We start from the raw sequence: 23,949 nt of genomic DNA, 5'->3' as shown, positions 1-23,949 counted from the left end.
TTCGATATAAAAATCTCAATTTTTGCTATTTATGAAAAAAACACAAACTAAGATTTTATTAGTTGACGATGAACCAGATATCTTAGAAATCGTTGGCTATAACCTTGCTCAGGAAGGCTATCAGATTGTTACAGCTTCTAATGGAAAAGATGCTATAGCAAAAGCGCAGAAAGAGCTGCCAGAACTAATCATTATGGACGTGATGATGGCAGAAATGGACGGAATGGAGGCTTGCGAGCATATTAGAAAAATTCCAGAGTTAAATAATGTTATCATAACATTCCTTACAGCAAGAAGCGAAGATTATTCTCAAGTAGCTGGTTTTGATGCCGGTGCTGATGACTATATTACTAAACCAATAAAACCAAAATTATTGGTCTCTAAAGTAAAGGCGCTGTTAAGAAGGTTAAAAGAACAGGAAGTTGTTACGGATACTTTAAATGTAGGCGGAATCGAAATTAATCGTGAGGAATACAAAATCATAAAAGGCAATGTAGAAATTGCTTTGCCAAGAAAAGAATTCGAATTGTTCTATCTATTAGCTTCAAAACCAGGGAAAGTTTTTAAAAGAGACGAAATCTTGGATAAAGTTTGGGGTAACGAAGTTGTAGTTGGAGGAAGAACAATTGATGTTCACATCAGAAAACTGCGTGAAAAAATAGGCGAAGATCTTTTTAAAACTATAAAAGGTGTAGGCTATAAATTTGAAGTTTAATTTCTCTATAGAAAATGAACTATATAAGTGATAGAAGTTCATTTAAAATTATAGTTTACTTTAAAATAAAAAAGCTCATTTTTGTCAAAGCCTGACTTTGATAAAGATGGGCTTTTCAAAATTATTATTTATTCACAAAAAAAGTTATTTTTAAATGAACTTATATCACTTACATGGTGAAGAAAAATATTCCTTTAATGGTTAATTGTTTTAATATCAATGAAAATTAATTTTAAGAAAACATATAAATTCGCCATAAAATCGGCATTGTATATCAGTCTCTTTACGACAGCATTTGTGCTGATGTTGATGTCGTTATTTTATAAGAATCAATTAAAACATCAAGTTGCGTTTGGAATAATCTTCATTATCGTAATTTATATTTTCTCATTTCTGGTTTTGCAATATCGCGTAGAACGATTTATTTACAGAAGAGTAAAGAAAATCTATGATGAGGTTTCTTTATTAGAATCGACAACATTAATCAATCAGCCGATTAATACCGATATGGAAACGCTTTCGCGCGAAGTGAAAAAGTTCGCGACTGATAAAAAACTCGAAATCGAAATGCTTGAAATTCGTGAGCAATATAGAAGAGAATTTTTAGGAAACGTTTCACACGAATTGAAAACACCTTTATTTACTGTTCAAGGTTACGTTTCTACTTTGCTTGATGGCGCAATGGACGATAAAAATATTAGAAAAAAATATTTAAAACGCGCCGAAAAAGGAGTAGAGCGTCTTATCTATATCGTAGAAGATTTGGATATGATTACTAAATTAGAATCAGGCGATTTGGATTTGAATATGACTGATTTTGATATTGTCGAATTAATTCAAAATGTTTTCGAGTTGCTCGAAATGAAAGCAGACAAAAAGAAAATCAAACTGGCTTTTGAAAGTAAAAATGTACAGTCAGTCATGATTAGAGGAGATAAGGATAGAATTCAGCAAGTGCTGGAAAATCTGATTGTCAATTCAATTAAATACGGAAAGGAAGGCGGCTTGACTGAAGTTGGCGTCGTAAACTTAACTAAGAAAAAAGTTTTAATCCGCATTAGCGATAACGGCGAAGGTGTTGAAAAACAAAACATTCCCAGACTTTTTGAACGTTTTTACCGAGTGGATAAAAGCGGAACTAGATCTGAAGGCGGTTCTGGTTTAGGATTAGCGATTGTAAAGCATATTATTGAAGCACATAAAGAGAAAGTTTATGTAGAAAGTGAGTTCGGAATTGGCTCTGAATTCTCTTTTACGCTCGAAAAAGCAAATAAAACATCAAAAACTGACGTTAAAAAATCGTAACGTCAGTTTTGCTAAAAGCCCTACAACAAAGGTGTTTAACACTAAATAAACATTCCGATTTAGGCCATAACATTAAATTTTTATTATAGTAACATCTGGTTAATGATTTCTTAACATAGGTGCTCCATCTTTGCATCCTGAAATTAAGGGAATTACAGAACTAATGATAAAAAGAAAACTATTGGCAGTTTTATTACTGCTAACTTGTGCAGCCAATGCGCAAGAAACAAACAAACAAGAATTGAATAAGCAGGATGTAAAAAACGAAGTAATGCGTATTTTAGATTCTATAAACAAAGCAAAACTTCCGGAAACAAAATCTGGAGGTGGAGTTGAGGAACATTGGTATGATAGAATCTCTTTAAGAGGTTACGCGCAAATCAGATATAACGGTTTGTTTTCTACAAATGATAAAGTTTCCTGTGAGCAATGCGATAGATCTTGGGGAACAACATCGACGGCTCCAGATGCAAAAGCAAACAACGGGCTTTTTATTCGCCGTGCCCGTTTAGTGTTTTCTGGACAAGTGCATCCAAATGTATTTTTCTATTTTCAACCCGATTTTGCGAGTTCGCCGAGTACAGGAATTCAGAACTTTGTTCAAATTCGTGACCTGTATTTTGATCTTTCTTTTGATAAGAAAAAAGAATATCGGGTACGTGTCGGGCAGAGTAAAATTCCATACGGATTTGAAAATATGCAGTCAAGTTCACAGCGTTTAACTTTAGACCGTGCCGATGCCATCAACTCTTCAATTTTAAACGAGCGTGATTTAGGAGTTTTCTTTTATTGGGCACCAGCCGAAATTAGAAAGCGTTTTGAAATGTTGGTTAAAGATGGCTACAAAGGTTCTGGAGATTTTGGAGTATTTGCTTTAGGGGTTTACAATGGTCAGATTGCAAATAAGTTAGACGGAAACAGAGACTTAAATGTTGTGTCTAGAATAACATATCCTTTTGTTATCGGAAGCCAGATTATAGAACCGGGAATTCAAGCTTATACTGGTAAATGGGCTTTTACAGGAGAAGTTTCGCCAGGAGTTACAGTTAATGATCCGCAATATGTAAAAGATCAGCGAGTTGGAGCGACTTTCGTTTTATATCCAAGACCATTCGGAATCCAGACGGAATACAATATCGGAACTGGACCTCGATACAATCCAGCAACAAATAGAATTGACCAAACTGATTTAAATGGAGGTTACGTTTTGTTAAACTATAAATGGGATCTTAAAAAACAGCGTATTTATCCTTTTGCCAAATTCCAATATTATGACGGAGGAAAAAAATACGAAAAAGATGCTAGAAGTTACGTCGTTAGAGATTATGAATTTGGTGTAGAATGGCAGCCAATTAAAGCATTTGAGCTTACAGCAGAATACGTAGTAGCAGACCGAACTTTTGAAGACAGCGTTTTGCCAGTAAACAGACAGCAAGGGAATGTGCTAAGATTGCAAGTGCAGTTTAACTTCTAAAATCAGTACGCAGATAAAACAGATTCGCTTTCGCGAAGACGCGGATAAAAACTGATTTTTTATTTAAGGGAAAATTCAATTGCCTCCAGCTTTAGCTGGAGGTTTTTTTTATAGGAAGAAACAATAGATAAAATCCGTATAATCCGCGTCTTTGCGAAAGTAAATCCGCTTCATCCGCGTGCAATCACGCAGTTTTGTCCTCAAAAATCTTAAATAATGAATCCCAATCAATATTATTTTCAAATTGGGATAATCCTTTAAATGACTTTACTTTTGATAAATTTTCTATAGTAAAGTCGTCTTGCATGGCATAAGGTACTAGATTTTCTTCTTGAAGTTTTACCGCCAAATATTCCTGTTCATATTGACCTGGAGTTGGAATAAAAAAGGCTTTTTTACCCAGCTTTGCCAAATCCATTACGGTTGTATAGCCCGAACGGCACAATACAAATTCACTTTCGTTAAAAGTCTGTTCAAGCTGTTTGGAATTCATGAAGTTGTAATAAGTAACATTTCCAGCTTGCCATTTTTCCTGCGATTTTTCTACTTTCCCTTGTACAAAAACTACTTTTCCAGAATATTTTGCCGCTTCTTTCTGCAGTTTTTCGTCTAAGAAAGTGCGCTGCGGTTCTGGGCCAGACAATATAATCATCAAATCATATATTTTTGGCGTATCCTTTTTTTTCATGCGGCTCAGCGGACCGATATATTTTAGATTCAGATCACTATTTTTCAAGTGTCCTAAATCTCCCGTCAGGTTTATTTTTTCATTAGAATCTGGAACCCAGCATTCATTGTATTTTTTAATAAAATGCTGATGACATTTACTGGTAAACCAAGTCGTATTTCCTGTCATTACGTTCAATTGATGTGTAATAAAAACAGAAGGCACTTTTTTACTGATAACTCCCAATCTATTATCCGAAATTATACCGTCAATGCCATGTTTTTTTATCCAATGATTCACCATTTTTTTCTCGTCCAAAATAGCAGTAATCATCTTCGGAAGATTTTTAATCAGCTTCCATTTAAAGTTTTTGCCATTTTTAGCATATTCAATATGATAAGAAGGCAGTTCTAAAGTTTGTATATAAGGAAATTCTTTTCGTAATAAAGCCAGAGCAACTCCATCAGAAGCAATAATCGGAATATAATTATTCTCCTGAAGCGCTTTAATAATAGGAATGCATCGAGTGGCATGTCCAAGTCCCCAATTTAATGGAGCCACTAAAATAGTTTTATTCGCAGAATAATCTATACTCATTTTTAACAGTTTTAAAAACGAAGATAGAAAAATATGTTTTTTATGTTATTTCGAAGGTATTACGAAATTATTAATTTAAGGTGTTAAGTTTCTGAGTTGCTAGGCTTCTAAGTTCAAAGATTTCCTGTTTAGAAAACAAGAAAGCCGAACTATAGGTTCGGCTTAATTTGTTAATCTTAGAATCTTAGCAACTTAGAGTCTCAGCATCTTAGAAACTTAATCCTGAATATACGTTTTATTACCATTTTTGTTAATATAGTATTTACCGCCTCTTGGTCCTGTATATACTTTTTTACCATTGTATTCGCCTGTTACTTTGTCTGGTACAGCGGGAGCTTTTTCGTTAGTTTCCTTTAAAGTTTTAGTAGCCGATTTTTTGGCAGCTGTGGCGTCTTTTTTAGTAGCGTCAGCTTTTGCAGTTGTTTTCTTGGCATCGGTTTTGGTTTTGTCAGCAGTGCTTTTTGCTTTGTCAGCGGTGCTTTTTGCTTTATCAGATTCTACAGTAGCTTTTTTTGCATCAGCTTTAGCTTTTGCAGCTTCTTTGTCGGCAGTCTTTTTTGCAGCGTCAGCAGACTCTTTTTTGGCTTTTGTTGAAGCAGTTTTTGCGTCATCTGCTGCTTTTTTAGATTTTGACGCTTCTTTTTTTGCGTCAGCCGAAGCTTTGTCTGCGCTAGCTTTAGTTTTTTTTGCCGAAGCTTCTGTTTTACTTTTCGCAGTTTTTGCAGTTGTTTCCTGAGCATAAAAATTAGAAGAGAAAACAACCATTAAACATAACAATACTAATTTTTTCATAAGGCTAAAAGTTTAAATTTCAATTAAAATTAAACAATTTATTGTCATCTTTTTCGCAACACATTAAAAATATGCACGAAGCTGAACGTTTCCTGTATGAATCGTATTCCCTGTTTCACTTTTCCTCCCTTGATAATTTAAATTAACATCCAAAAAAGACGTAATGTTCTTTTGCAGAAGCAGTTTCCAAACCAAATTTGATCCCGCTTGAAGTCCTTCGAGCATCTGAAAACCGACTGATGAAAATTCATTTCCGTTAAATTTATTTTCATAAAAAGAAAATTCTCCATTCACCGTCACTTTCTTTTCGCCTGCATAAGAAAAAGAAGTTCCGATTCTATTTTGGTCCAAAGTTTCAAAATTTCCCATCTGATTTTTTTTGTTTTGAAGCTCGTAAAAGAAATCCAATTTGGTATTTTTTGAGAATAAATAACTGACTTTCGGAGCGAGTTGCCAGCCTTGAATATCATAGTTTTTTTCAACAAAATCTTTAGAAACCAAATCGGTTTTTATGGTTTTGGTAAAGAAATTAAATAGCCAGCTGTTTTGGTATAAATGGGTGTACTGAATTTGATGCGAATAATTCTGTACATGCTGCGAACCAACAGAAAGCAGACTTTTACCTTTATTAATCAAATAAGAATACGTAACCGAATGTTTCTGCTTACCTCGATTGTAAAATAAACTATTTCTAAAACTCGAATTCAATCCTAAAATATTGTCTTCTGATGAATCAAACGGATTGAGTTCTAGTTTTTCGCCATCGCTTTTTATCTTTCGATCCACTATAAAAGAAGTCTGGTTGTAAAAATAAGACAGCAATTTTTTAAATCCTTTTTCATTCTGCCACTGCAACGGATTCAGAGTTAAAGACTGCGAAAACTTATTTTGATTAGTTTTTATATAAATCTGATTCGGCAAAAATACTCTCACATATCGCGCCTGATCTTGATAAACGGCAACTTCAAACTCTTCCAATTCCTGAATTCCGTTGCCATTATAATCATTCCAAGTATAAACACCTTGACCTGTTGGCACTTCTACATACGTAAATTCTTGTTGTGCAATAGTTCCAGAACTCGTTTCGTAAGCAGTTCCAATCTGCATGAATTGATTAAAAAAGCGATCGTTGTACAGAATTCTCGAATTTAAAGAAGGTTCATTCTGTCTCGATTTATCAGTGAAATCTAAATTTCGATAACTCGCATAAACCGCTAAATCGGTTGTTTTGTTCTGAATCAATTTTGATTTTAAATAATACGTCTGCGAATTATTGACATGCTGTAATAATCCGTTTTGTAAACTATCGTTTCTTCTTTGCAGAAAACCAATTTCCACAAAAACTTTAGTGCTGTCGCCACGTCCTGTAAATACGCCATATTCTGAAAATCTTTGGCTTAAAGCCGAAAATTGATTCGTAACTTTATCTTTTTCCTGATTGTCTTCTAATTGCATACTGCCGCCAACCCAATTTTTTCCAAAATGATATTTGGTTCTGGTTTGATTCCTAATGAATTTTGAAGTCGAAGCTGTGGCGTCAGAATTTAGGAAACTTCCGTTGTTTTCGATCGTCCAATTTTTCAATTTGAATAAAGCGTTTGTTGTATGCCTCGCTCCAGAATAGCTTTCGCTGTAATCTAATTTTTCAAATTGATAAGTCAGCAAACCAATATTTGAAGTTTCTTTTTTCGAAAATAAATCAAAATTTAAACCTGTAACCAAAAGACTTTGATTGCCATAAAGTGTTCCTGTTAAATTCCAGTCACGATTAAATTCGATATTATACAAACGTTCTACCGATTTAAAATTCTGCTGTACAAATTGATAATTTGCAAAAGCATCTAAATTCCAGCTTCTAGAAAAAAGACGTTTTTTAAGATTGGTTTTAAAAGCAATTCCTTCATTATTAGCATCATCAATTCCAGAAAATAAATTCTGGTCATTATTGCTAACGGCCAATTCAAAATCAACCAGCGTTTTTTCATTCGGATTGTATTTCCCTAAAAACGTTGCCACTTGAAGTTTCATTGGAGCAACAAGCTGTACAATTGGTTCGTAATTTCCTTGCAGGATTCCGTTTACAGGTTCTACATATTGATAAATACGTTCAACAGAATTATTGTTTTGAATGATATAATTTCCGGCATTTGCACCAACTTGACTAAATCTTACATTGTACAAAACATCTGCAGGATTATTCGAATATTCATAAACTTCAACCGAATTAATTAGTACTTTTTTGTACAAAATTTTATTCTCTGCATAAGTATCTTCATAGGCAGAAGGCGCTTTCATCAAATTCACATCATCTCCAGCTTGGCTTAAAATCTGAACTTGTTCTGGAGAAAGATTTTGTTGCAATGGCTGATTTTTCATATCATTTTCAGAATATAAATAACCGCCAAAACTCCAATTTTTGTTTTCGTGCGTTGCGCCTGCATATGTTACGAGACGATTGTAATTTCGTTCGGAGTATTGGTATTCGACATTAATACGCATTTCTGAAGTGATGGTAAAAAGCGACGTAAAGACAATTTCTCCCGCATTGTAATCAATCACATAGTCGTTGTTTTCGCCACGTTTTAATAAAACGCCATTTACATAAACACGTTCAGAGCCTGAAATAACGAGAACATACAATTCGCCATTTTGGCCTTTTAGTTTATACGGACCTTGATTGCCTTCTTGACCTGTAAACGTACTTTTAGCATATTGTCCTTTTACAAAAGCGACGGAAGCAAAAACATTGGTTTTACTTTTTTCAGTATCAAAATCAAAGTTGGCAGAAAGTCCTTGAACTTTTTTATTAAAGCCTAAAAATTGGGTTTTTCTGTTTTCTAAAAAGACATCGCCGGCGCGAATGTTCCAATCATCACTAAAAAGTTCTATGAAAATATTGTCAAACTGATCGAGTTTCTGCGAATAACCGCCATCTTGCAACGGAATATTGTTGTCCTGAAGAGAAGCTCTTAAACTCACTTTATCCGATAGTTTTCCTGTAATCTGCAAGTCTAAATTGGAGTTTAAAACCGTACTTTGATTATTTCCCACCGTAACGCCTCGAGTAATGCTTCCGGAAGTTTCCAGACCATCAAAAGGCGTTACTTTTTTTGCATTTGAACCATTATCAATTCGGTATAATTTGTCTGTTCCAACATCACCGCTTACAATCTGATCAGATTTGTAAAGGCTATATTCTTTGGTTAAGAAATCAGGATAGTTAAGATAATTGACAATTAGAGTATCTGAAACCGATTGGAATTTTTCATTTAAAAGCAAATATCCTTTTTGAAAATCGATCTTATAAAAAGTCGAATCGATAGGTTCGTTTTTAGTGTTCAGAATCTGGAAGAATCCAGAGTTGATGGCCACTTTTTCAAGACGAATGGTATCTTTTGAAACAACTACTTTTTTGGTTTTGTACAGCGATTCAGTTTCCTGAGCCTGAAGCGCAGAAAACCAGAAGAAAACCGTCAAAAACAGTAATTTTTTCAACATAAATACTCTAACTCTAAAAAGTCAAAAGTAGTATTTATAATGGGAAATTACGAGGCTTTTATTTATTGAGAAATGGAGTGTTCCGTACTTCCATTTTTTTGTGTAGAAAATTGCTATTGCTTGTTGGCTTTTCCTTTTTTCAATTGTGTATAGGTAATAAGAATAGCCACTGTAGATAAAAACGGGCCAATTACTAACCTAAAATCGGAATAAGAAATGTCTTTGATATCCTTTGTAAGCAACGGACTTAAAGATATACTAATGTATAATAAACCAAGGATGATGAAAACTAATAAAAAGCCCTTTTTGCTCATTTTAAGTTCTTTGTAAAGAAAGTAAATATAATCAAAAAACAGTTAAATAGAGAAAATTCTTTCGAAATAAAAAAGGCTCCACAATTAAGTGAAGCCTTTTCAATAATTTTTGAATTAAATAATTACCTTTTATAAAGCAATGTTAGATTAATTCTTTAGTGACAATCTGCATAGTTTCGCGGCTAACTTGTTTTAGTAGAACTTCTTTGTTTGCCTCGACAGTCTGCGCTGCCTCTTCTGTAAAGTGACGGATTGTATATAAAGTTACATTTTCGCTGTATTCTACTTTGAATTTTTTAGAAAGAATAGCATTCAATTCTGGGAAATTTCCAAATTTATCTTCCACACAAACAGAGAAACTAATTGCTGAGTTCTGAATCAAGTTTACTTTGATTTTAAATTCGTGGAATAAACCAAAAATCTCACTGATGTTTTCTTCCATAATGAAAGAGAAATCAATAGAAGAAAGGGAAATTAAAAGCTGTTCTCTTTTTACAATAAAACATGGATATTGTGGTTCCAAATCTACGCCTTTAGAAACGCAAGTTCCTTTTAATAAAGGATTAACGAATGATTTTACATACAACGGAATTTCTTTTTTCTGTAATGGCTGTAATGTTTTTGGGTGAATAACCGTTGCTCCGTAAAATGCCAATTCGATAGCTTCACGATATGAAATTTGGTTTAACAAACTTGCATTTTCAAAATAACGCGGATCGGCATTCATAACTCCAGGAACGTCTTTCCAGATCGTTACGCTTTCAGCGTTTAAGCAGTAAGCAAAAATTCCGGCAGTATAATCAGAACCTTCGCGGCCCAAAGTTGTTGTAAAATTATTTTCATCTGCACCTAAGAAACCTTGTGTGATATTTAATTGTTTTCTAGGTACATTTTTGCTGATGTTTTGCTGCGTAGTTTCCCAGTCAACTTCTGCATCTCTGTAGTTTGCATTCGTTTTAATGAAATTACGAACATCAAGCCATTGCGTCTGAATTCCTCTGAAATTCATATAGTGGCTTAAAATATTAGTCGAAATCAATTCACCAAAACTTACCACCTGATCGTAAACAAAGTTGTAATTTGGAGATTTATTATGAGCTAGAAAATATTCTAATTCGTCAAACTGAGCATTTACAGCTGCAAAAACTGCATGACTTTCATCTTCAAACAAATCCAATAAGATCTGATTGTGGTATTTTTTAATTTCCTGAACAGAAGCATTTAATTCTGTCGATTTTTCAAAGTAATTCTTGATTACAACTTCGAGAGCATTTGTAGTTTTTCCCATCGCAGAAACTACCAAAATCACGTCTTCATAACCCACTTTTTGTAAAACGTCGTATACGTTTTTAATTCCATCTGCATCTTTTACCGATGCACCACCAAATTTAAATACTCTCATTTTTAATTTTAGATTTTTAGATTTTAGATTTCAGATTCAAACTGAAACCTAGTATTTTGTTTTTTTCTGCCACGAATTGCACAAATTTTCACTAATTAACTCGTGGCGAATAATATTTTTTTATAATTTTTCTAAGAATGAGTTAACTCCAGCTTCATCCATTTGGACTACTTGCCAATCCTCAAGAATTCTTGCACCAGAATTTTTGTAAAAATTTACAGCTGGTGTATTCCAAGCCAAAACATTCCATTCCACTCTTCGCACGCCGTCTCTTTTTCCTTGTTTCATGATTTCAGCATAAAGAGCAGAACCTAAACCGGTGCCTCGCATCTTTTCTTTTACAATCAAATCTTCAAGATGAATTGTCTTTCCTTTCCAGGTCGAATAGCGGTAATAATACAACGCAATTCCAACAATTTCTTTTTGTTTTTCTTCGTTTTCGATCTCTGCAACAAAAACGTGAAATAATGGTTTTTCGCCAAAACCGTCGCGTACTAAATCTTCCTCTGTAATGACAACCGCATCGGGTTCTTTTTCGAATATTGCAAGCTCCTGAATAAGCCCTAACACCGATTTCATATCTTCAGGATTTCCTTTTCTAATATTCATATATTCTTATTTTTAACTATTTATTATCTAAAAAAGCGTCATTTTATTGGATGCTTTTTGCAGATTGTTAGCAAATATACAATAGTAGCAAACAAACAAAATAATTTTTAAATCATTCTCACAAAATAAGCGATATTTGTGACTTAAAAATAAAACTATAACGATTTAGAAATGGAAGAACGCAATAAAACACTGGGAGAGTTTATTATTGAGAACCAAAAAGCATTTCAGTATTCGTCGGGAGAACTCTCGCGAATTATCAACTCTATTCGATTGGCGGCAAAAGTGGTCAATCATAAAGTAAACCAAGCGGGTTTAGTAGATATTGTGGGCGCGGCAGGCGAACAGAATATTCAAGGTGAAGACCAGCAAAAATTAGATGTCTATGCAAACGAAGTATTTATCCAGACGTTAATAAACCGTGAGATTGTCTGTGGTATTGCTTCTGAAGAAAACGACGATTTTATTACAGTTCAGGGGAGCGACAACTGTCATAATAATAAGTACGTGATCTTAATGGATCCGCTTGACGGATCTTCAAACATTGATGTAAATGTTTCTGTGGGAACTATCTTTTCTGTTTTTAGAAGAGTTACTCCAATAGGAACTCCGGTAACTAGCGAGGATTTTTTACAGCCGGGAATAAATCAAGTTGCAGCAGGTTATGTAATTTATGGAACTTCAACAATGCTTGTGTATACGACAGGACATGGCGTAAATGGTTTTACGTTAAATCCAGCGATAGGTACATTTTATCTTTCGCATCCAAACATGAAATTTCCAGAAAATGGGAACATTTATTCGGTAAACGAAGGAAACTATGTCCATTTTCCGCAGGGAGTAAAAAATTACATTAAATACTGCCAGCGAGAAGAAGGAGACAGACCATACACTTCGAGATACATTGGAAGTTTGGTAGCCGATTTTCATCGAAATATGATTAAAGGTGGAATTTATATTTATCCGACAAGTTCAAAAGCACCAAAAGGGAAATTACGTTTATTGTACGAATGTAACCCGATGGCTTTTTTAGCAGAACAAGCAGGAGGAAAAGCAACAGACGGTTTCGGACGAATTATGGAAATCCAGCCAACTGAATTGCACCAAAGAGTGCCTTTCTTTTGCGGAAGCTATAAGATGGTAGAAAAAGCCGAGGAATTTATGGCTGAGGCGAATTAAGTTTTTAGTCTCAGTCTCAGTTTTTAGTCTGGACTATAAATAGCAAACCCGACAGGTTTTTAAAACTGTCGGGTTTTGTTTTTTAATCAATTAAAAAAATAAGATAAAAATAAGTTGCATTTGAGTCTTTTACATATATTTGATTAAAATTATTATATGAAAAATATTACTTTAATTCTTTTTCTAGTGTTAGGTTTTGCAGTTGGATGTTCATCTGATGAAGACAATAAATCAGGAGTGAATTCTTCAATTGTTATTGATGGAATAACCTTTAAACCCAATAAAGCAGTTTACTCCTATCAGCCGGCAAGTTTTGAATCTCAGAAAAGAGTTCGGTTTGTAATAAACAATGAAGGAATGGAAGAATTCTTATATATTGATATTTCGTTTCCTGCAACTCAGAAAAGTTTGACTGGCGAATACTCATTTGGAATTGGAACGGCTGATGAATTATTGGCAATGGCTGAGTTTTATGCTCCAGATAAAAGATATTATATTAGTGGATATTCTCTGAAAATAACAGATAATGGTGATTCTAATTTTAATTTTGAATTTGTTTCTCCAGAAGTTTATGATATAAACAATAAAAAAGTAAATTTTAAAGGTGCGCTAAGCGGAAAAATCGTGATGGAATAACCTCAATAAAATTCAGAATCAATTAAAAATAAAAACCCGACAGGTTTTTAAAAATCTGTCGGGTTTTTATTTTTAGAAGTTTCAAATTTCCAATATCAGTATAAACTGTAAACTGAGACCGAAAACTGAAAACTATTATTTATGCATATGTTGCATTTCGTAGATAAAAGTATCTGCATCTACTTTTTTGTCAACCAATGACAATGCTTTTGCAATAATATAATCTACGTTGCTTGGTGTAAATCCAAGGGCAACACTTATCTTTTTTAGAAGTACTTCTTGTTTGTCTTCAAGCTGATGGTCAACATGCACCATACGGGTTAGGTCATATAAACGCTCTAAGCGTTGAACATATGAATAAGGTGGATTGATCGGATATTTTAAAGGATCGCTAAGAATTTCTTCATATTCCGATTCTGTAATTTCTAAGCGAGAAGCAAGTTTATCTAAAAAGGCTTTTTCTTCTGGATAAACCACCCCATCAGCTAAAGCTACACGAACAATAGCAGAAAAGTGTCCTTTGTTTCTTTGCTTGAATTCGCTATCAAATAATTCTGAAAATGACATAATTAAAAGTGTTTTTGTTAAACAAAGATAAATTTTATTTTAAATTATCGATTTTAAAATTCTCATAAAATTTAACTTTTTTGCTACAGGATTTAACGTCTTCAATCTTTAAGTTTGAAAATTAATCGTAAGTTTACAACCCCTAATTATTTAATTACATTACACCTATGTCACAATTTTGGATTTATTTTCAAATAGGATTAAAACACGTTTTAGACATCAATGCTTACGATCACGTTCTTTTTTTAATCGCCTTAACTGTTCCGTATCTTTTTAAAGACTGGAAAAGAATTTTTTTATTGGTTTCGCTTTTTACAATTGGCCATACTTTGGCTTTAATTCTTTCTGTTTACGGCATAATTGCCATAAAAGTTAACATTGTAGAATTCCTGATTCCAATTACAATTTTAATAACAGCTCTTTATCATTTGTTTACGGCTGGAAAGACCTCAAAAAATGATGGCGTAAATCTAGTATTTTTCATAACTTTATTCTTTGGAATTATTCATGGACTAGGTTTTTCTAATTATTTCAAGACAATTTTAGGAGGCTCTGCAACCTCAAAATTGTTACCTTTGGGAGAGTTTGCCTTAGGAATAGAAGCTGCTCAGCTGGTAGTAGTTTTTGTTGTTCTGGTAATTTCATATATAGTGCAGACAGTTTTCCGTTTTTCAAAACGCGACTGGGCACTTGTAATGTCGGCTTTTATTATTGGAGTTGTAATTCCGATGATTATTGAAAGCCCAATTTGGAACAGATAAATTAAATGGAAGTAAAAAAACTGAATAAATACGATAAAGCATATCTGCGAATTGCAAAAGAGTGGAGCCTGCTTTCGTACTGTAAACGTAAACAAGTTGGCGCTATTATCGTAAAAGACAGAATGATTATCTCTGATGGTTACAATGGTACGCCATCTGGATTTGAGAATTGTTGCGAAGATGAAGACGGGTTAACCCGTTGGGATGTTTTGCACGCCGAAGCAAATGCAATCTTGAAAGTGGCAAGATCAACACAATCTTGCGAAGGAGCAACATTGTATATCACGCTTTCGCCTTGCAAAGAATGCAGCAAATTAATACATCAGTCAGGTATAAAAAGAGTGGTATATCATAATGGATACCGTGACGATTCGGGAATCCAGTTTTTGATAAAAGCTGGCGTAGAAGTAGAACACATTCCTATTTTGGAAGAGTAATGAAATTTAACTCAAAATATTTGCCAATAGTCATAGGAGCAACTTTTGCTCTTGGAACAATTGCCGGAAGCTTGATGAATGCTCCTGCAAGTGACCAGCTTTTGGCTAAAAATTACTCCAAAACCAAACTTAACAAACTCATTGATTTTATCAATACCGAATATGTTGATAGCGTCAATACCGATTCGATTGTAAATCTTACAGTCGATAATATTCTTTCTAAATTAGATCCGCATTCCGTTTATATTCCGCCAAGCGAACAGGCTGAGGTTGCCGAAAGCATGAAAGGAGATTTCGTGGGAATCGGAATCAATTTCTATATGTATAAAGATTCGGTTGCAATCATAAAACCAGTAGAAAACGGTCCTTCAGCAAAAGCAGGAATAAAATCTGGCGATCGAATTTTATTTGCAGGAAAAACCAAATTGTATGGCAGAAAATTACCTTCGGATAGTTTGTTTTCTAAATTAAAAGGACTTCAAGGTTCAGAGATCGAATTGACTGTTTTTAGGAAATCAGAACAGAAGAAACTAAAGTTTAAAGTAAAACGAGATATTATTCCAATTAAAAGTGTTGATGCTTCTTTGCTGATTGGAAATAATGTGGGGTATATCAAAATAAACCGTTTTGCCGAAACTACTTTCAATGAATTTAAAACTGGTTTAACGAGATTAAAACAAAAGGGAATTCAGTCGCTCGTAATTGACCTCCGTGATAATGGGGGAGGTTATATGGAAGAAGCGATTGCTATTGCCGATGAGTTTTTAAAAGACAGACAATTAATCGTTTTCACGAAAAGCAAAAACGGTTCTACTGAGAAAACGTATGCAACAAAAGCAGGAAGTTTTGAAACAGGGAAAGTTTATGTTTTAATTAATGAAAATAGTGCTTCTGCGAGCGAAATCTTAGCAGGAGCCATTCAAGATAATGATCGCGGAACTATTGTTGGAAGACGTTCTTTTGGAAAAGGTCTTGTTCAAAGAGAAATGGACTTTAATGACGGATCTGCTGTGAGATTGACTGTAGCACGTTATTATACGCCAACAGGAAGATCAATTCAAAAACCGTATAAAAAAGGAAACGAAGAATATTTTAAAGAATCTGAAGCAAGAATTGCTACTGGAGAATTGTATGCAAAAGACAGCATAAAAGTAGCAGATTCTTTAAAATTTAAAACTCCTAAAGGAAAAATCGTTTATGGCGGCGGCGGAATTGTTCCAGATGTTTTTGTTCCAATGGAAGCAGAGCATGGAAATGAAAATGTTGCTTATTTATTGCAAACAGGAATTGTTGGCCATTTTGTCTTTGAAGAATTAGATAAAAATAGAAATGCTTTTGCGGGAGATAATTTCAATGAGTTTTTGACTAAAATGAAAAGCTCAGATTTTTATTTCAAAAGATTTAAAAACTATATTTTAATGACAGGTCTGGACTTGAAATTGGATAAAACGAAAGCGCTCGTAAACCGTCATATTACAGCTGAATTTGCACGACAGCTGTTTGGAGAATTGTATTATTATGATGTAATCTTGAAAGATGATGCCATGATAAAAACAATTCTAGCTCCAAAGAAATAACTTCAATCTTTATATCATGAAAATAGAAACCGTTGTTGATGCAGAAATCGAACTCTTGACTGCAATTAAAAAATCGGATGTTATGGCTTTGGAAACAATCCTTCATGATGATTTATTGTTTAATATGCCCGACGGACAAACCATAACGAAAGAGTTTGATTTGGAATCATATCGTTCAGGAAAGCTAAAAATTAATTCTTTGGAAGCATCAGATCAAATTGTGAATATAATTGATGATTCGGCTGTTGTTGCTGTTACAGTTGCTTTAAAGGCAACTTACGATAATAATTCGATCAGTGGAGTTTTCAAATATATAAGAGTTTGGAAAAAATCGGGTAAGAATCTAAAAGTTATTGCAGGTAGCTGTGTTCAGTTGGCGTAAAGTTTGATGCAATAAAATAATATTAACTTAAAATAAAACATTGCGCACCTTGCGTAAATCCTCGCGAACTTCGCGGTTAAACTAAAATATATGAAAAATCTAAAAAGAATCAGTTTTCTAGTGCTCTTAATGACTTTTGTAATCTCTTGTACAACTATGAAAAACGACACGAATGCTATAGTTTCAGGAAAAGTAGACGGTATAGAAGCGGGAAAAGATGGTTACACAGCCAAAATTACAACAGACGCAAAAGAAGTATACTTTGCTACAATCAGTATTGTAAACGTTGGCGGGCCTCAGAATTACAAACAATTAAAAATTGGAGATGTAGTATCTGTTAAAGGAGAAAAATGGAAATCTGAAGATGAAAACCATATTAAAGTAACAGAAATCGTTTCGGTTAAATAAAAAGGCGAAAAACTTAAAAAAATAAACCATATAAGTTATATAAGTTCATTTAAACTATGCGCAAAGCATATGTGAACTTATATAACTTATATGGTTTAATAATTTTTATAGCGTATTATCGAATACTATCGTGAGCGTGAGTCTGCACGCCGTTATTCCATAAAGTTAAAATATCTGTTGCTACAGCAGCGCCACTTCCGGCAGCAATTGCTAATTGACTTCTCCAGCCCGCTAAAGTTCCGATAACATAAATGCCGTCTGCTACTTTGTGATCTTCGTTTTTAAGCTGAATACGCTGTTTTTCTGGAAGTGCTTTTTTGTGAGGTTCAACAAATTGCTTTAAACCTTCAATGTCGAAAGTATTGGCAGATCCAATTCCGACCACGATATTTTTTGTTTGGTATGAATTCTTGTTGGTTACTACGGTAAACTCTGGGTAACTGCCCTCAATTTTCATTACTTTTTCATTTGGAATCTGAGTAATGTGCGGGTAAGTCGTTGCTAAATCCTGTGTGCTTTCAGTTAAAAGTTCAGAACCTAATTTTCCTGGTGTAATTCCGTAAGCGTTATAAAATATTGCCTCTTGTAAAGAAGAATTTTTCTGATGAGTAAAAATTCCGATTTTTTTGTCAGTAACAAAAGTTTTGTTTTTTGCGGATCCTAAGACTAGAGCACAAGACATTCCAGATACTCCTCCGCCAATAATTAAAACATCAAACATATTATCTGTTGTCATTCATTTTTTCTTCAATTCTTTTTGAAATTCTAAAAATCAAAAGAATCAAAACAGCGCAAAATGAAGCGGCGATTCCAATAAAAGCTACCATACTATCTCCTTGAAAAGGGTTTTTAAAGTCTAATAGCGTAATATTAAAAACGATTAAAGCTAATGCCAAAAGCACTAAGATTGAAGTGAAAATTTTCATAAGGTTGTCTTTGTTTTTGTCTAAAATAATAAAGTAGAACTTTATGGGGAAATTGCCTCAAAGTTGTATTTTAGAAATTTTACGGGGTAAATTTATAAAAATAAAATTTAGACAAACAAACCTTTAACATTAGCAGCGAATAATTTAACAGCAATTGCTAAAAGTATTACTCCAAATGTCTTGCGAACCACTCCAAGTCCGTTTTCTCCCAGTAGATTTTCGATTTTTTTAGAAGACTTTAAAACGATGTAAACTAGAATAATATTTAATAAAATGGCAATGATAATATTGATGGTATGAAACTGTGATCGAAGTGATAATAAAGTGGTCATTGTTCCTGCACCAGCAATTAGAGGAAACGCCAGCGGTACAATAGAAGCAGACCCTGGTTCTTCATCACGATAGATTCTAATTCCTAAAATCATTTCTAAAGCCAGAAAAAATAATACGAAAGAACCAGCAACAGCAAATGAATGAACGTCTATTCCAATAAGATTCAATAAACCTTCTCCAACAAAAAGAAAAACAATCATAATTGCACCTGCAACGATAGAAGCTTTCTCAGATTCGATGTGTCCGACTTTAGCTCTTAAATTCACAATAATCGGAATCGAGCCAACAATATCAATTACGGCAAAAAGCACCATACTAACGGTAATGATTTCTTTAAAATCGATTTCTAACATATCGCTTTGATTTTTAGGGTTTAAAAAACTGCTGCAAAAGTAGTTAATAAAGTTAGGTGTTTTTTCGATACAATGCATTTTTGTTATAAAAACATGTTTTATTGGTTAAAAAAGTGATATTTGTAACAATTATTGTTTTCTTTTGCATTTAGTAAAACTTATAATAGGTTTAACCGCAAAGCACGCAAAATTAAATTCGCAAGGTTCGCAAATTAAAATAGGTATTGGAAATGTGTGCGTATAAACTTTGTGAACCTTTGCGCAAATCCTTGCGAACTTTGAGGTTAAATTTTCATCCTATTTTATCTCCTTTCTTTGACTATCTTTGCACTTTATAAATTACAGTATTTAATATCATGTTTCAGTTAGGTAAAACTATTATTTCAGAGGACATTCTGGAAAAAGAATTTGTGTGCAACTTGTCTGCTTGTAGAGGAGCTTGTTGTGTTGATGGAGATGCGGGGGCGCCTTTGAATGAGGCTGAAACTAAAATCTTAGAAGACATTTACCCAAAAGTAAAACCTTTTTTACGAAAAGAAGGAATTGAAGCAATCGAAGCGCAAGGAACTTGGGTAAAAGGAACAGATGGTGATCTAGAAACGCCGCTGATTGATAATAAAGATTGCGCTTATGTGATTTTTGACGGAAAAACGGCACTTTGCGGAATCGAGCAAGCTTACAATCAAGGAGTAGTGGATTGGAAAAAACCTGTTTCTTGTCATTTATACCCAATTCGAGTAAAAGACTTCACAGAATTTGCAGCTGTAAACTATGATAAATGGGATATCTGCGATGATGCTTGTTCGTTAGGAAAAGAACTTGAAGTTCCAGTTTACAAATTTGTAAAAGAGGCATTGATTCGCCGTTTTGGAGAAGACTGGTATTTGGAGCTAGAAAAGGTAGCCGAAGAGCTTAAAAATTCTTAAAAATTAAAGTGTAATTTATACCTTTTTCTCTCTTCATTTTTTGACTCAAAAAAACAAAGTTTTAACTCAAAAAAAACTTTTTAAAACTATTTAAAATTTCTTGCTTTTTATATTTAAAAGTCTATATTTTACGGGGCTTTCAGGTATGATTATTGGCTTTAAATATTTCATTTACAGTAAATTAATTATTGTATGAAAAATGTTTCAAAAAATTAACGTTGTTAAAAACTACAGCAAATTGTGAATAAGTTTGACTTTCATTTTTGGCGTTAATTGACAATCTTTGTAGTCTATTGAATTAGCAAAAAATTCGGTATAAAAATTAAACAAAAATTGTCATGTCTCAAGTAGAACCAATCTTACAAGAAAATAAAAATCGTTTCGTTATTTTTCCTATCAAACATCATGATATTTGGGAATGGTATAAAAAAATGGAAGCTAGTTTCTGGACTGCTGAAGAAATCGATTTGCACCAAGATTTGACAGATTGGAATAACAAACTGAATGACGATGAAAGATATTTCATTAAACATATATTAGCATTCTTTGCAGCTTCTGATGGAATCGTAAATGAAAATTTGGCTGAGAACTTTGTAAACGAAGTTCAATATGCTGAAGCGAAGTTTTTCTATGGCTTCCAAATTATGATGGAAAACATTCACAGCGAAACTTATTCTTTATTAATTGACACTTACGTTAAAGATGAAGCTGAGAAAACAGAATTGTTTAATGCTTTAGAAGTTTTCCCGGCTATTGCTAAAAAAGGAGAATGGGCTTTAAAATGGATCGAGTCAGATTCGTTTGCTGAAAGACTTATTGCTTTTGCTGCAGTTGAAGGAATCTTTTTCTCAGGAGCTTTCTGTTCAATTTATTGGTTAAAAAAACGTGGTTTAATGCCAGGTTTAACTTTCTCAAATGAATTGATTTCTCGTGACGAAGGCGTACACTGTGATTTTGCTGTTCACTTGCATAATCACCATTTGGTAAACAAAGTGCCAAAAGAAAGAATCAAAGAAATTATTGTCGATGCCTTAGATATCGAAAGACAATTTATTACTGAATCTCTTCCAGTAAGCTTAATTGGTATGAACGCGACTTTAATGACACAGTACTTAGAGTTTGTTGCCGATAGACTTTTAGTAGAGTTAGGTTGTGAGCGTGTTTACGGATCTGCGAATCCATTCGATTTCATGGACATGATTTCTCTTCAAGGAAAAACTAATTTCTTTGAAAAACGTGTTGCAGAGTATCAAAAGTCAGGTGTGATGAACAATGACAGCGATGCTCAAAAAATTTCATTCGATGCAGATTTTTAGACAACAAAAAATATTTTAGCGTCTATCTTCTAGAGACACTAAAAAAAGATTACAGATTATTTTTAAAGGTTGAGCCTCTTTCCCCAAGTCGCAGGTTCAATAGCAATTTTTGACGCATTTAAATTCGATTTTCGAATTTGAAACTGGTAACTATTGAGAATTTGGTAATTCTCTAAAATTAATTTAAAAACACGCAATGTTTAAGTGCTGGAATTCGTTTTCTAGTTACTTTAATTTTTTCAATAACCATAAAAGGTAAGCTTATGTATGTAGTAAAAAGAGATGGCCACAGAGAGCCCGTAATGTTTGATAAGATTACAGAAAGAATCAAAAAATTGTGTTACGGCTTGAATGAGCTCGTAGATCCAGTAAAGGTAGCCATGAGAGTTATCGAAGGATTGTATGATGGGGTTTCGACTTCTGAATTGGATAATCTTGCAGCAGAAACGGCGGCTTCTATGACAATTGCGCATCCTGATTATGCTCAATTAGCAGCTCGTGTAGCAATTTCTAACCTTCATTCAAATACCAAAAAATCTTTCTCAGAAACGATGAAAGATATGTATCACTACGTAAACCCAAGAAATGGTCAAGATGCACCATTAATTGCTGATGATGTTTACAAAGTGATCCAAGAAAACGCTGCTTTTTTAGATTCTCATATCATTTATACAAGAGATTTTAATTACGACTATTTTGGTTTCAAAACTTTAGAGCGTTCTTATCTTCTTAAAATAAACGGAAAAATCGTTGAGCGTCCGCAGCACATGTTAATGCGTGTTTCTGTTGGTATTCACTTAGACGATTTGAAATCAGTTATTGAAACTTATGATTTAATGTCTAAAAAGTTCTTTACGCACGCAACGCCAACTTTGTTCAATGCGGGAACTCCAAAACCTCAAATGTCATCTTGTTTCCTTTTGGCAATGCAGGAAGACAGTATCGACGGTATTTATGATACATTAAAACAAACAGCTAAAATTTCGCAGTCAGCGGGAGGAATCGGACTTTCTATTCATAACGTTCGTGCGACTGGGTCTTACATTCGCGGTACAAACGGAACTTCAAACGGAATTGTTCCGATGTTGAGAGTTTTCAACGACACAGCACGTTATGTAGATCAAGGAGGTGGAAAACGTAAAGGAAGTTTTGCTATTTATATCGAAACTTGGCATGCTGATATTTTCGATTTCTTGGATTTAAAGAAAAACCACGGAAAAGAAGAAATGCGTGCAAGAGATTTATTCTTTGCAATGTGGACTTCAGATTTGTTCATGAAACGTGTTCAAGAAGATGGGCCATGGACTTTAATGTGTCCAAATGAATGTCCAGGTTTATATGATGTTTACGGAGACGAATTTGAAGCTTTGTATACAGGATATGAAGCGCAAGGAAAAGGAAGAAAAACAATCCGTGCTCGTGAATTATGGGAGAAAATCCTAGAATCTCAAATCGAGACTGGAACACCATATATGTTGTACAAAGATGCAGCAAACCGTAAATCGAACCACAAGAATTTAGGAACAATCCGTTCTTCTAACTTGTGTACAGAGATTATGGAGTTTACATCTAAAGATGAAATTGCAGTTTGTAACTTAGCTTCAATCTCATTGCCGATGTTCGTTGAAAACGGAGAATTCAACCACGAATCTCTTTACAATGTTACAAAACGTGTAACTCGCAACTTGAACAAAGTAATCGACAGAAACTACTATCCAGTACAAGAAGCTGAAAACTCAAACATGCGCCACCGTCCAGTTGGATTGGGAGTGCAAGGTTTGGCAGATGCTTTCATTATGTTGCGTATGCCGTTTACAAGTGATGAGGCTAAAAAATTAAACCAAGAAATTTTCGAAACTTTATATTTCGCTGCTGTAACCGCTTCTATGGAAATGGCAAAAGAAGAAGGACCATATTCAACTTTCGAAGGATCGCCAATGTCACAAGGAGAATTCCAATACAACATGTGGGGATTGAAAGATGAAGAATTATCTGGTCGTTGGGATTGGGCTTCATTAAGAAAAGAAGTGGTAGAGCATGGAGTTCGTAACTCATTATTGGTTGCACCAATGCCAACCGCATCGACTTCTCAAATCTTAGGAAACAATGAAGCTTTCGAACCATATACTTCAAATATTTACACACGTCGTGTATTATCTGGAGAGTTCATTGTAGTAAACAAACATTTACTAGAAGATTTAGTAAAATTAGGTTTATGGAACGAAGATTTGAAACAAGAAATTATGCGTCATAATGGATCTGTTCAAAACATTAATATCATTCCGCAAGACTTAAAAGATCTTTATAAAACAGTTTGGGAAATGTCGATGAAAGATATTATCGATATGTCTCGTCAAAGAGGATATTTCATTGACCAGTCTCAATCGTTGAACTTGTTCATGCAGGATGCAAACTATTCTAAATTGACGTCAATGCACTTCTACGCTTGGCAATCTGGTTTAAAAACAGGAATGTACTACTTGAGAACAAAAGCGGCTGTAGATGCGATTAAATTCACATTAAACAACGATAAAAAAGAGGAAACAGCTCCATCATTAGTTCAGGAAACTGAATCAATCAGTGTTGAGGATTACAAAGCAATGCTTTTAAAAGCGCAAGCGGCAGATCCTGAGGATTGTGAGATGTGTGGGTCTTAATAAATGGAATTTAATTGATAAGTTATAATCTGTCAAAATTGAAAGAAAATATCTACATTTGCTAAATAATAAGAGGAAGTTAAATCATATTTTAACTTCCTTTTTTAATTTAAAAGAT

The 23,949-nt window shown here is 33.9% G+C and carries 23 protein-coding genes; 13 read left to right on the top strand and 10 right to left on the bottom strand.

Going from position 1 to position 23,949, the window contains the following annotated elements:
* Positions 1-31 precede the first annotated feature (31 nt).
* From ACNRYB_RS02560 to ACNRYB_RS02550, 3 genes are all read left to right on the top strand, one after another.
* Positions 32-715: a response regulator transcription factor gene (locus ACNRYB_RS02560; RefSeq protein WP_008465097.1), complete on the top strand. Its 684-nt coding sequence runs from the start codon at positions 32-34 to the stop codon at positions 713-715.
* Between the two features lie 219 nt (positions 716-934).
* A complete protein-coding gene (locus tag ACNRYB_RS02555) occupies positions 935-2,020 on the top strand; it encodes a sensor histidine kinase (RefSeq protein ID WP_066033437.1) in 1,086 nt (361 codons plus the stop codon).
* Positions 2,021-2,183: 163 nt separating this feature from the next.
* Positions 2,184-3,494 (top strand): porin, encoded by a 1,311-nt coding sequence (locus ACNRYB_RS02550; RefSeq protein ID WP_473729137.1) that lies wholly within the window; start codon positions 2,184-2,186, stop codon positions 3,492-3,494.
* Positions 3,495-3,678: 184 nt separating this feature from the next.
* Here ACNRYB_RS02550 and ACNRYB_RS02545 read toward each other — a convergent pair whose 3' ends face one another.
* The 6 genes from ACNRYB_RS02545 to ACNRYB_RS02520 form a co-directional block, all read right to left on the bottom strand.
* The gene (locus ACNRYB_RS02545) at positions 3,679-4,758 is read right to left on the bottom strand and encodes a glycosyltransferase (RefSeq protein WP_473729136.1); all 1,080 of its coding nucleotides are present in this window, start codon (positions 4,756-4,758) and stop codon (positions 3,679-3,681) included.
* Between the two features lie 216 nt (positions 4,759-4,974).
* A complete protein-coding gene (locus ACNRYB_RS02540; RefSeq protein ID WP_473729135.1) occupies positions 4,975-5,550 on the bottom strand; it encodes a hypothetical protein in 576 nt (191 codons plus the stop codon).
* Positions 5,551-5,613: 63 nt separating this feature from the next.
* Positions 5,614-9,048 carry a hypothetical protein gene (locus ACNRYB_RS02535; protein WP_473729134.1) on the bottom strand — a complete coding sequence of 1,145 codons (3,435 nt, stop codon included), beginning with the start codon at positions 9,046-9,048 and terminating at the stop codon, positions 5,614-5,616.
* Positions 9,049-9,161: 113 nt separating this feature from the next.
* Positions 9,162-9,362, bottom strand: a complete 201-nt coding sequence (locus ACNRYB_RS02530; RefSeq protein WP_473729133.1) for a hypothetical protein — start codon at positions 9,360-9,362, stop codon at positions 9,162-9,164.
* Between the two features lie 142 nt (positions 9,363-9,504).
* Positions 9,505-10,764, bottom strand: a complete 1,260-nt coding sequence (locus ACNRYB_RS02525; RefSeq protein WP_473729132.1) for an aspartate kinase — start codon at positions 10,762-10,764, stop codon at positions 9,505-9,507.
* 120 nt (positions 10,765-10,884) lie between these two features.
* A complete protein-coding gene (locus ACNRYB_RS02520; protein WP_129746530.1) occupies positions 10,885-11,373 on the bottom strand; it encodes a GNAT family N-acetyltransferase in 489 nt (162 codons plus the stop codon).
* Between the two features lie 171 nt (positions 11,374-11,544).
* Here ACNRYB_RS02520 and fbp point away from each other — a divergent pair, with 171 nt between their 5' ends.
* Together fbp and ACNRYB_RS02510 are read left to right on the top strand one after the other, a co-directional pair.
* Positions 11,545-12,552, top strand: a complete 1,008-nt coding sequence (gene fbp / locus ACNRYB_RS02515; RefSeq protein WP_473729131.1) for a class 1 fructose-bisphosphatase — start codon at positions 11,545-11,547, stop codon at positions 12,550-12,552.
* 156 nt (positions 12,553-12,708) lie between these two features.
* The gene (locus ACNRYB_RS02510; protein WP_129746528.1) at positions 12,709-13,188 is read left to right on the top strand and encodes a hypothetical protein; all 480 of its coding nucleotides are present in this window, start codon (positions 12,709-12,711) and stop codon (positions 13,186-13,188) included.
* A 135-nt stretch (positions 13,189-13,323) separates the two neighbouring features.
* Here the strand turns inward: ACNRYB_RS02510 and ACNRYB_RS02505 are convergent, their stop codons facing one another.
* Entirely contained in the window at positions 13,324-13,755 is a 432-nt protein-coding gene (locus ACNRYB_RS02505) for a TerB family tellurite resistance protein (RefSeq protein WP_008465064.1), read from the bottom strand.
* Positions 13,756-13,922: 167 nt separating this feature from the next.
* On the opposite strand from ACNRYB_RS02505, the gene ACNRYB_RS02500 reads away from it, so the two are divergent.
* The 5 genes from ACNRYB_RS02500 to ACNRYB_RS02480 all read left to right on the top strand — a co-directional run bounded on the left by ACNRYB_RS02500 (position 13,923) and on the right by ACNRYB_RS02480 (position 17,320).
* Entirely contained in the window at positions 13,923-14,516 is a 594-nt protein-coding gene (locus ACNRYB_RS02500) for a HupE/UreJ family protein (RefSeq protein WP_129746527.1), read from the top strand.
* A gap of 5 nt (positions 14,517-14,521) precedes the next feature.
* The gene (locus ACNRYB_RS02495) at positions 14,522-14,953 is read left to right on the top strand and encodes a deoxycytidylate deaminase (RefSeq protein WP_129746526.1); all 432 of its coding nucleotides are present in this window, start codon (positions 14,522-14,524) and stop codon (positions 14,951-14,953) included.
* Positions 14,953-16,530 carry a S41 family peptidase gene (locus ACNRYB_RS02490; protein WP_473729130.1) on the top strand — a complete coding sequence of 526 codons (1,578 nt, stop codon included), beginning with the start codon at positions 14,953-14,955 and terminating at the stop codon, positions 16,528-16,530. The genes ACNRYB_RS02495 and ACNRYB_RS02490 overlap by 1 nt, the downstream gene beginning before the upstream one ends.
* 16 nt (positions 16,531-16,546) lie before the next feature.
* On the top strand, positions 16,547-16,912 hold the full coding sequence (locus tag ACNRYB_RS02485; protein WP_129746524.1) for a nuclear transport factor 2 family protein: 366 nt from the start codon (positions 16,547-16,549) through the stop codon (positions 16,910-16,912).
* Positions 16,913-17,002: 90 nt separating this feature from the next.
* Positions 17,003-17,320, top strand: coding sequence for a hypothetical protein (locus ACNRYB_RS02480; protein WP_473729129.1), 318 nt, complete (start codon positions 17,003-17,005; stop codon positions 17,318-17,320).
* A 115-nt stretch (positions 17,321-17,435) separates the two neighbouring features.
* Here ACNRYB_RS02480 and ACNRYB_RS02475 read toward each other — a convergent pair whose 3' ends face one another.
* The 3 genes from ACNRYB_RS02475 to ACNRYB_RS02465 form a co-directional block, all read right to left on the bottom strand.
* On the bottom strand, positions 17,436-18,041 hold the full coding sequence (locus ACNRYB_RS02475; protein ID WP_129746735.1) for an FAD-dependent oxidoreductase: 606 nt from the start codon (positions 18,039-18,041) through the stop codon (positions 17,436-17,438).
* A 1-nt stretch (position 18,042) separates the two neighbouring features.
* Complete coding sequence (locus ACNRYB_RS02470; protein WP_008465053.1) at positions 18,043-18,246, bottom strand: hypothetical protein; 204 nt, start codon at positions 18,244-18,246, stop codon at positions 18,043-18,045.
* 107 nt (positions 18,247-18,353) lie between these two features.
* A complete protein-coding gene (locus ACNRYB_RS02465; RefSeq protein ID WP_091494800.1) occupies positions 18,354-18,932 on the bottom strand; it encodes a MarC family protein in 579 nt (192 codons plus the stop codon).
* Positions 18,933-19,288: 356 nt separating this feature from the next.
* On the opposite strand from ACNRYB_RS02465, the gene ACNRYB_RS02460 reads away from it, so the two are divergent.
* From ACNRYB_RS02460 to ACNRYB_RS02450, 3 genes are all read left to right on the top strand, one after another.
* Positions 19,289-19,858 carry a DUF3109 family protein gene (locus ACNRYB_RS02460; protein ID WP_473729128.1) on the top strand — a complete coding sequence of 190 codons (570 nt, stop codon included), beginning with the start codon at positions 19,289-19,291 and terminating at the stop codon, positions 19,856-19,858.
* Between the two features lie 338 nt (positions 19,859-20,196).
* Positions 20,197-21,174 carry a ribonucleotide-diphosphate reductase subunit beta gene (locus ACNRYB_RS02455; RefSeq protein WP_066033454.1) on the top strand — a complete coding sequence of 326 codons (978 nt, stop codon included), beginning with the start codon at positions 20,197-20,199 and terminating at the stop codon, positions 21,172-21,174.
* 263 nt (positions 21,175-21,437) lie between these two features.
* Positions 21,438-23,831, top strand: a complete 2,394-nt coding sequence (locus ACNRYB_RS02450; RefSeq protein WP_129746521.1) for a ribonucleoside-diphosphate reductase subunit alpha — start codon at positions 21,438-21,440, stop codon at positions 23,829-23,831.
* The last annotated feature ends 118 nt before the right edge of the window (positions 23,832-23,949 follow it).

The organism is Flavobacterium sp. CR10 (genome assembly GCF_055814415.1).
The sequence above is the reverse complement of the archived record's forward strand: the minus strand, read 5'-3'. Positions and strand labels throughout refer to the sequence as shown.

Bases quoted from the DNA above. Each gene is read 5' to 3' on its own strand.
- ACNRYB_RS02560 (WP_008465097.1), top strand. From the start codon at position 32: ATGAAAAAAACACAAACTAAGATTTTATTAGTTGACGATGAACCAGAT.
- ACNRYB_RS02555 (WP_066033437.1), top strand. From the start codon at position 935: ATGAAAATTAATTTTAAGAAAACATATAAATTCGCCATAAAATCGGCA.
- ACNRYB_RS02550 (WP_473729137.1), top strand. From the start codon at position 2,184: ATGATAAAAAGAAAACTATTGGCAGTTTTATTACTGCTAACTTGTGCA.
- ACNRYB_RS02545 (WP_473729136.1), bottom strand. From the start codon at position 4,758: ATGAGTATAGATTATTCTGCGAATAAAACTATTTTAGTGGCTCCATTA.
- ACNRYB_RS02540 (WP_473729135.1), bottom strand. From the start codon at position 5,550: ATGAAAAAATTAGTATTGTTATGTTTAATGGTTGTTTTCTCTTCTAAT.
- ACNRYB_RS02535 (WP_473729134.1), bottom strand. From the start codon at position 9,048: ATGTTGAAAAAATTACTGTTTTTGACGGTTTTCTTCTGGTTTTCTGCG.
- ACNRYB_RS02530 (WP_473729133.1), bottom strand. From the start codon at position 9,362: ATGAGCAAAAAGGGCTTTTTATTAGTTTTCATCATCCTTGGTTTATTA.
- ACNRYB_RS02525 (WP_473729132.1), bottom strand. From the start codon at position 10,764: ATGAGAGTATTTAAATTTGGTGGTGCATCGGTAAAAGATGCAGATGGA.
- ACNRYB_RS02520 (WP_129746530.1), bottom strand. From the start codon at position 11,373: ATGAATATTAGAAAAGGAAATCCTGAAGATATGAAATCGGTGTTAGGG.
- fbp (WP_473729131.1), top strand. From the start codon at position 11,545: ATGGAAGAACGCAATAAAACACTGGGAGAGTTTATTATTGAGAACCAA.
- ACNRYB_RS02510 (WP_129746528.1), top strand. From the start codon at position 12,709: ATGAAAAATATTACTTTAATTCTTTTTCTAGTGTTAGGTTTTGCAGTT.
- ACNRYB_RS02505 (WP_008465064.1), bottom strand. From the start codon at position 13,755: ATGTCATTTTCAGAATTATTTGATAGCGAATTCAAGCAAAGAAACAAA.
- ACNRYB_RS02500 (WP_129746527.1), top strand. From the start codon at position 13,923: ATGTCACAATTTTGGATTTATTTTCAAATAGGATTAAAACACGTTTTA.
- ACNRYB_RS02495 (WP_129746526.1), top strand. From the start codon at position 14,522: ATGGAAGTAAAAAAACTGAATAAATACGATAAAGCATATCTGCGAATT.
- ACNRYB_RS02490 (WP_473729130.1), top strand. From the start codon at position 14,953: ATGAAATTTAACTCAAAATATTTGCCAATAGTCATAGGAGCAACTTTT.
- ACNRYB_RS02485 (WP_129746524.1), top strand. From the start codon at position 16,547: ATGAAAATAGAAACCGTTGTTGATGCAGAAATCGAACTCTTGACTGCA.
- ACNRYB_RS02480 (WP_473729129.1), top strand. From the start codon at position 17,003: ATGAAAAATCTAAAAAGAATCAGTTTTCTAGTGCTCTTAATGACTTTT.
- ACNRYB_RS02475 (WP_129746735.1), bottom strand. From the start codon at position 18,041: ATGTTTGATGTTTTAATTATTGGCGGAGGAGTATCTGGAATGTCTTGT.
- ACNRYB_RS02470 (WP_008465053.1), bottom strand. From the start codon at position 18,246: ATGAAAATTTTCACTTCAATCTTAGTGCTTTTGGCATTAGCTTTAATC.
- ACNRYB_RS02465 (WP_091494800.1), bottom strand. From the start codon at position 18,932: ATGTTAGAAATCGATTTTAAAGAAATCATTACCGTTAGTATGGTGCTT.
- ACNRYB_RS02460 (WP_473729128.1), top strand. From the start codon at position 19,289: ATGTTTCAGTTAGGTAAAACTATTATTTCAGAGGACATTCTGGAAAAA.
- ACNRYB_RS02455 (WP_066033454.1), top strand. From the start codon at position 20,197: ATGTCTCAAGTAGAACCAATCTTACAAGAAAATAAAAATCGTTTCGTT.
- ACNRYB_RS02450 (WP_129746521.1), top strand. From the start codon at position 21,438: ATGTATGTAGTAAAAAGAGATGGCCACAGAGAGCCCGTAATGTTTGAT.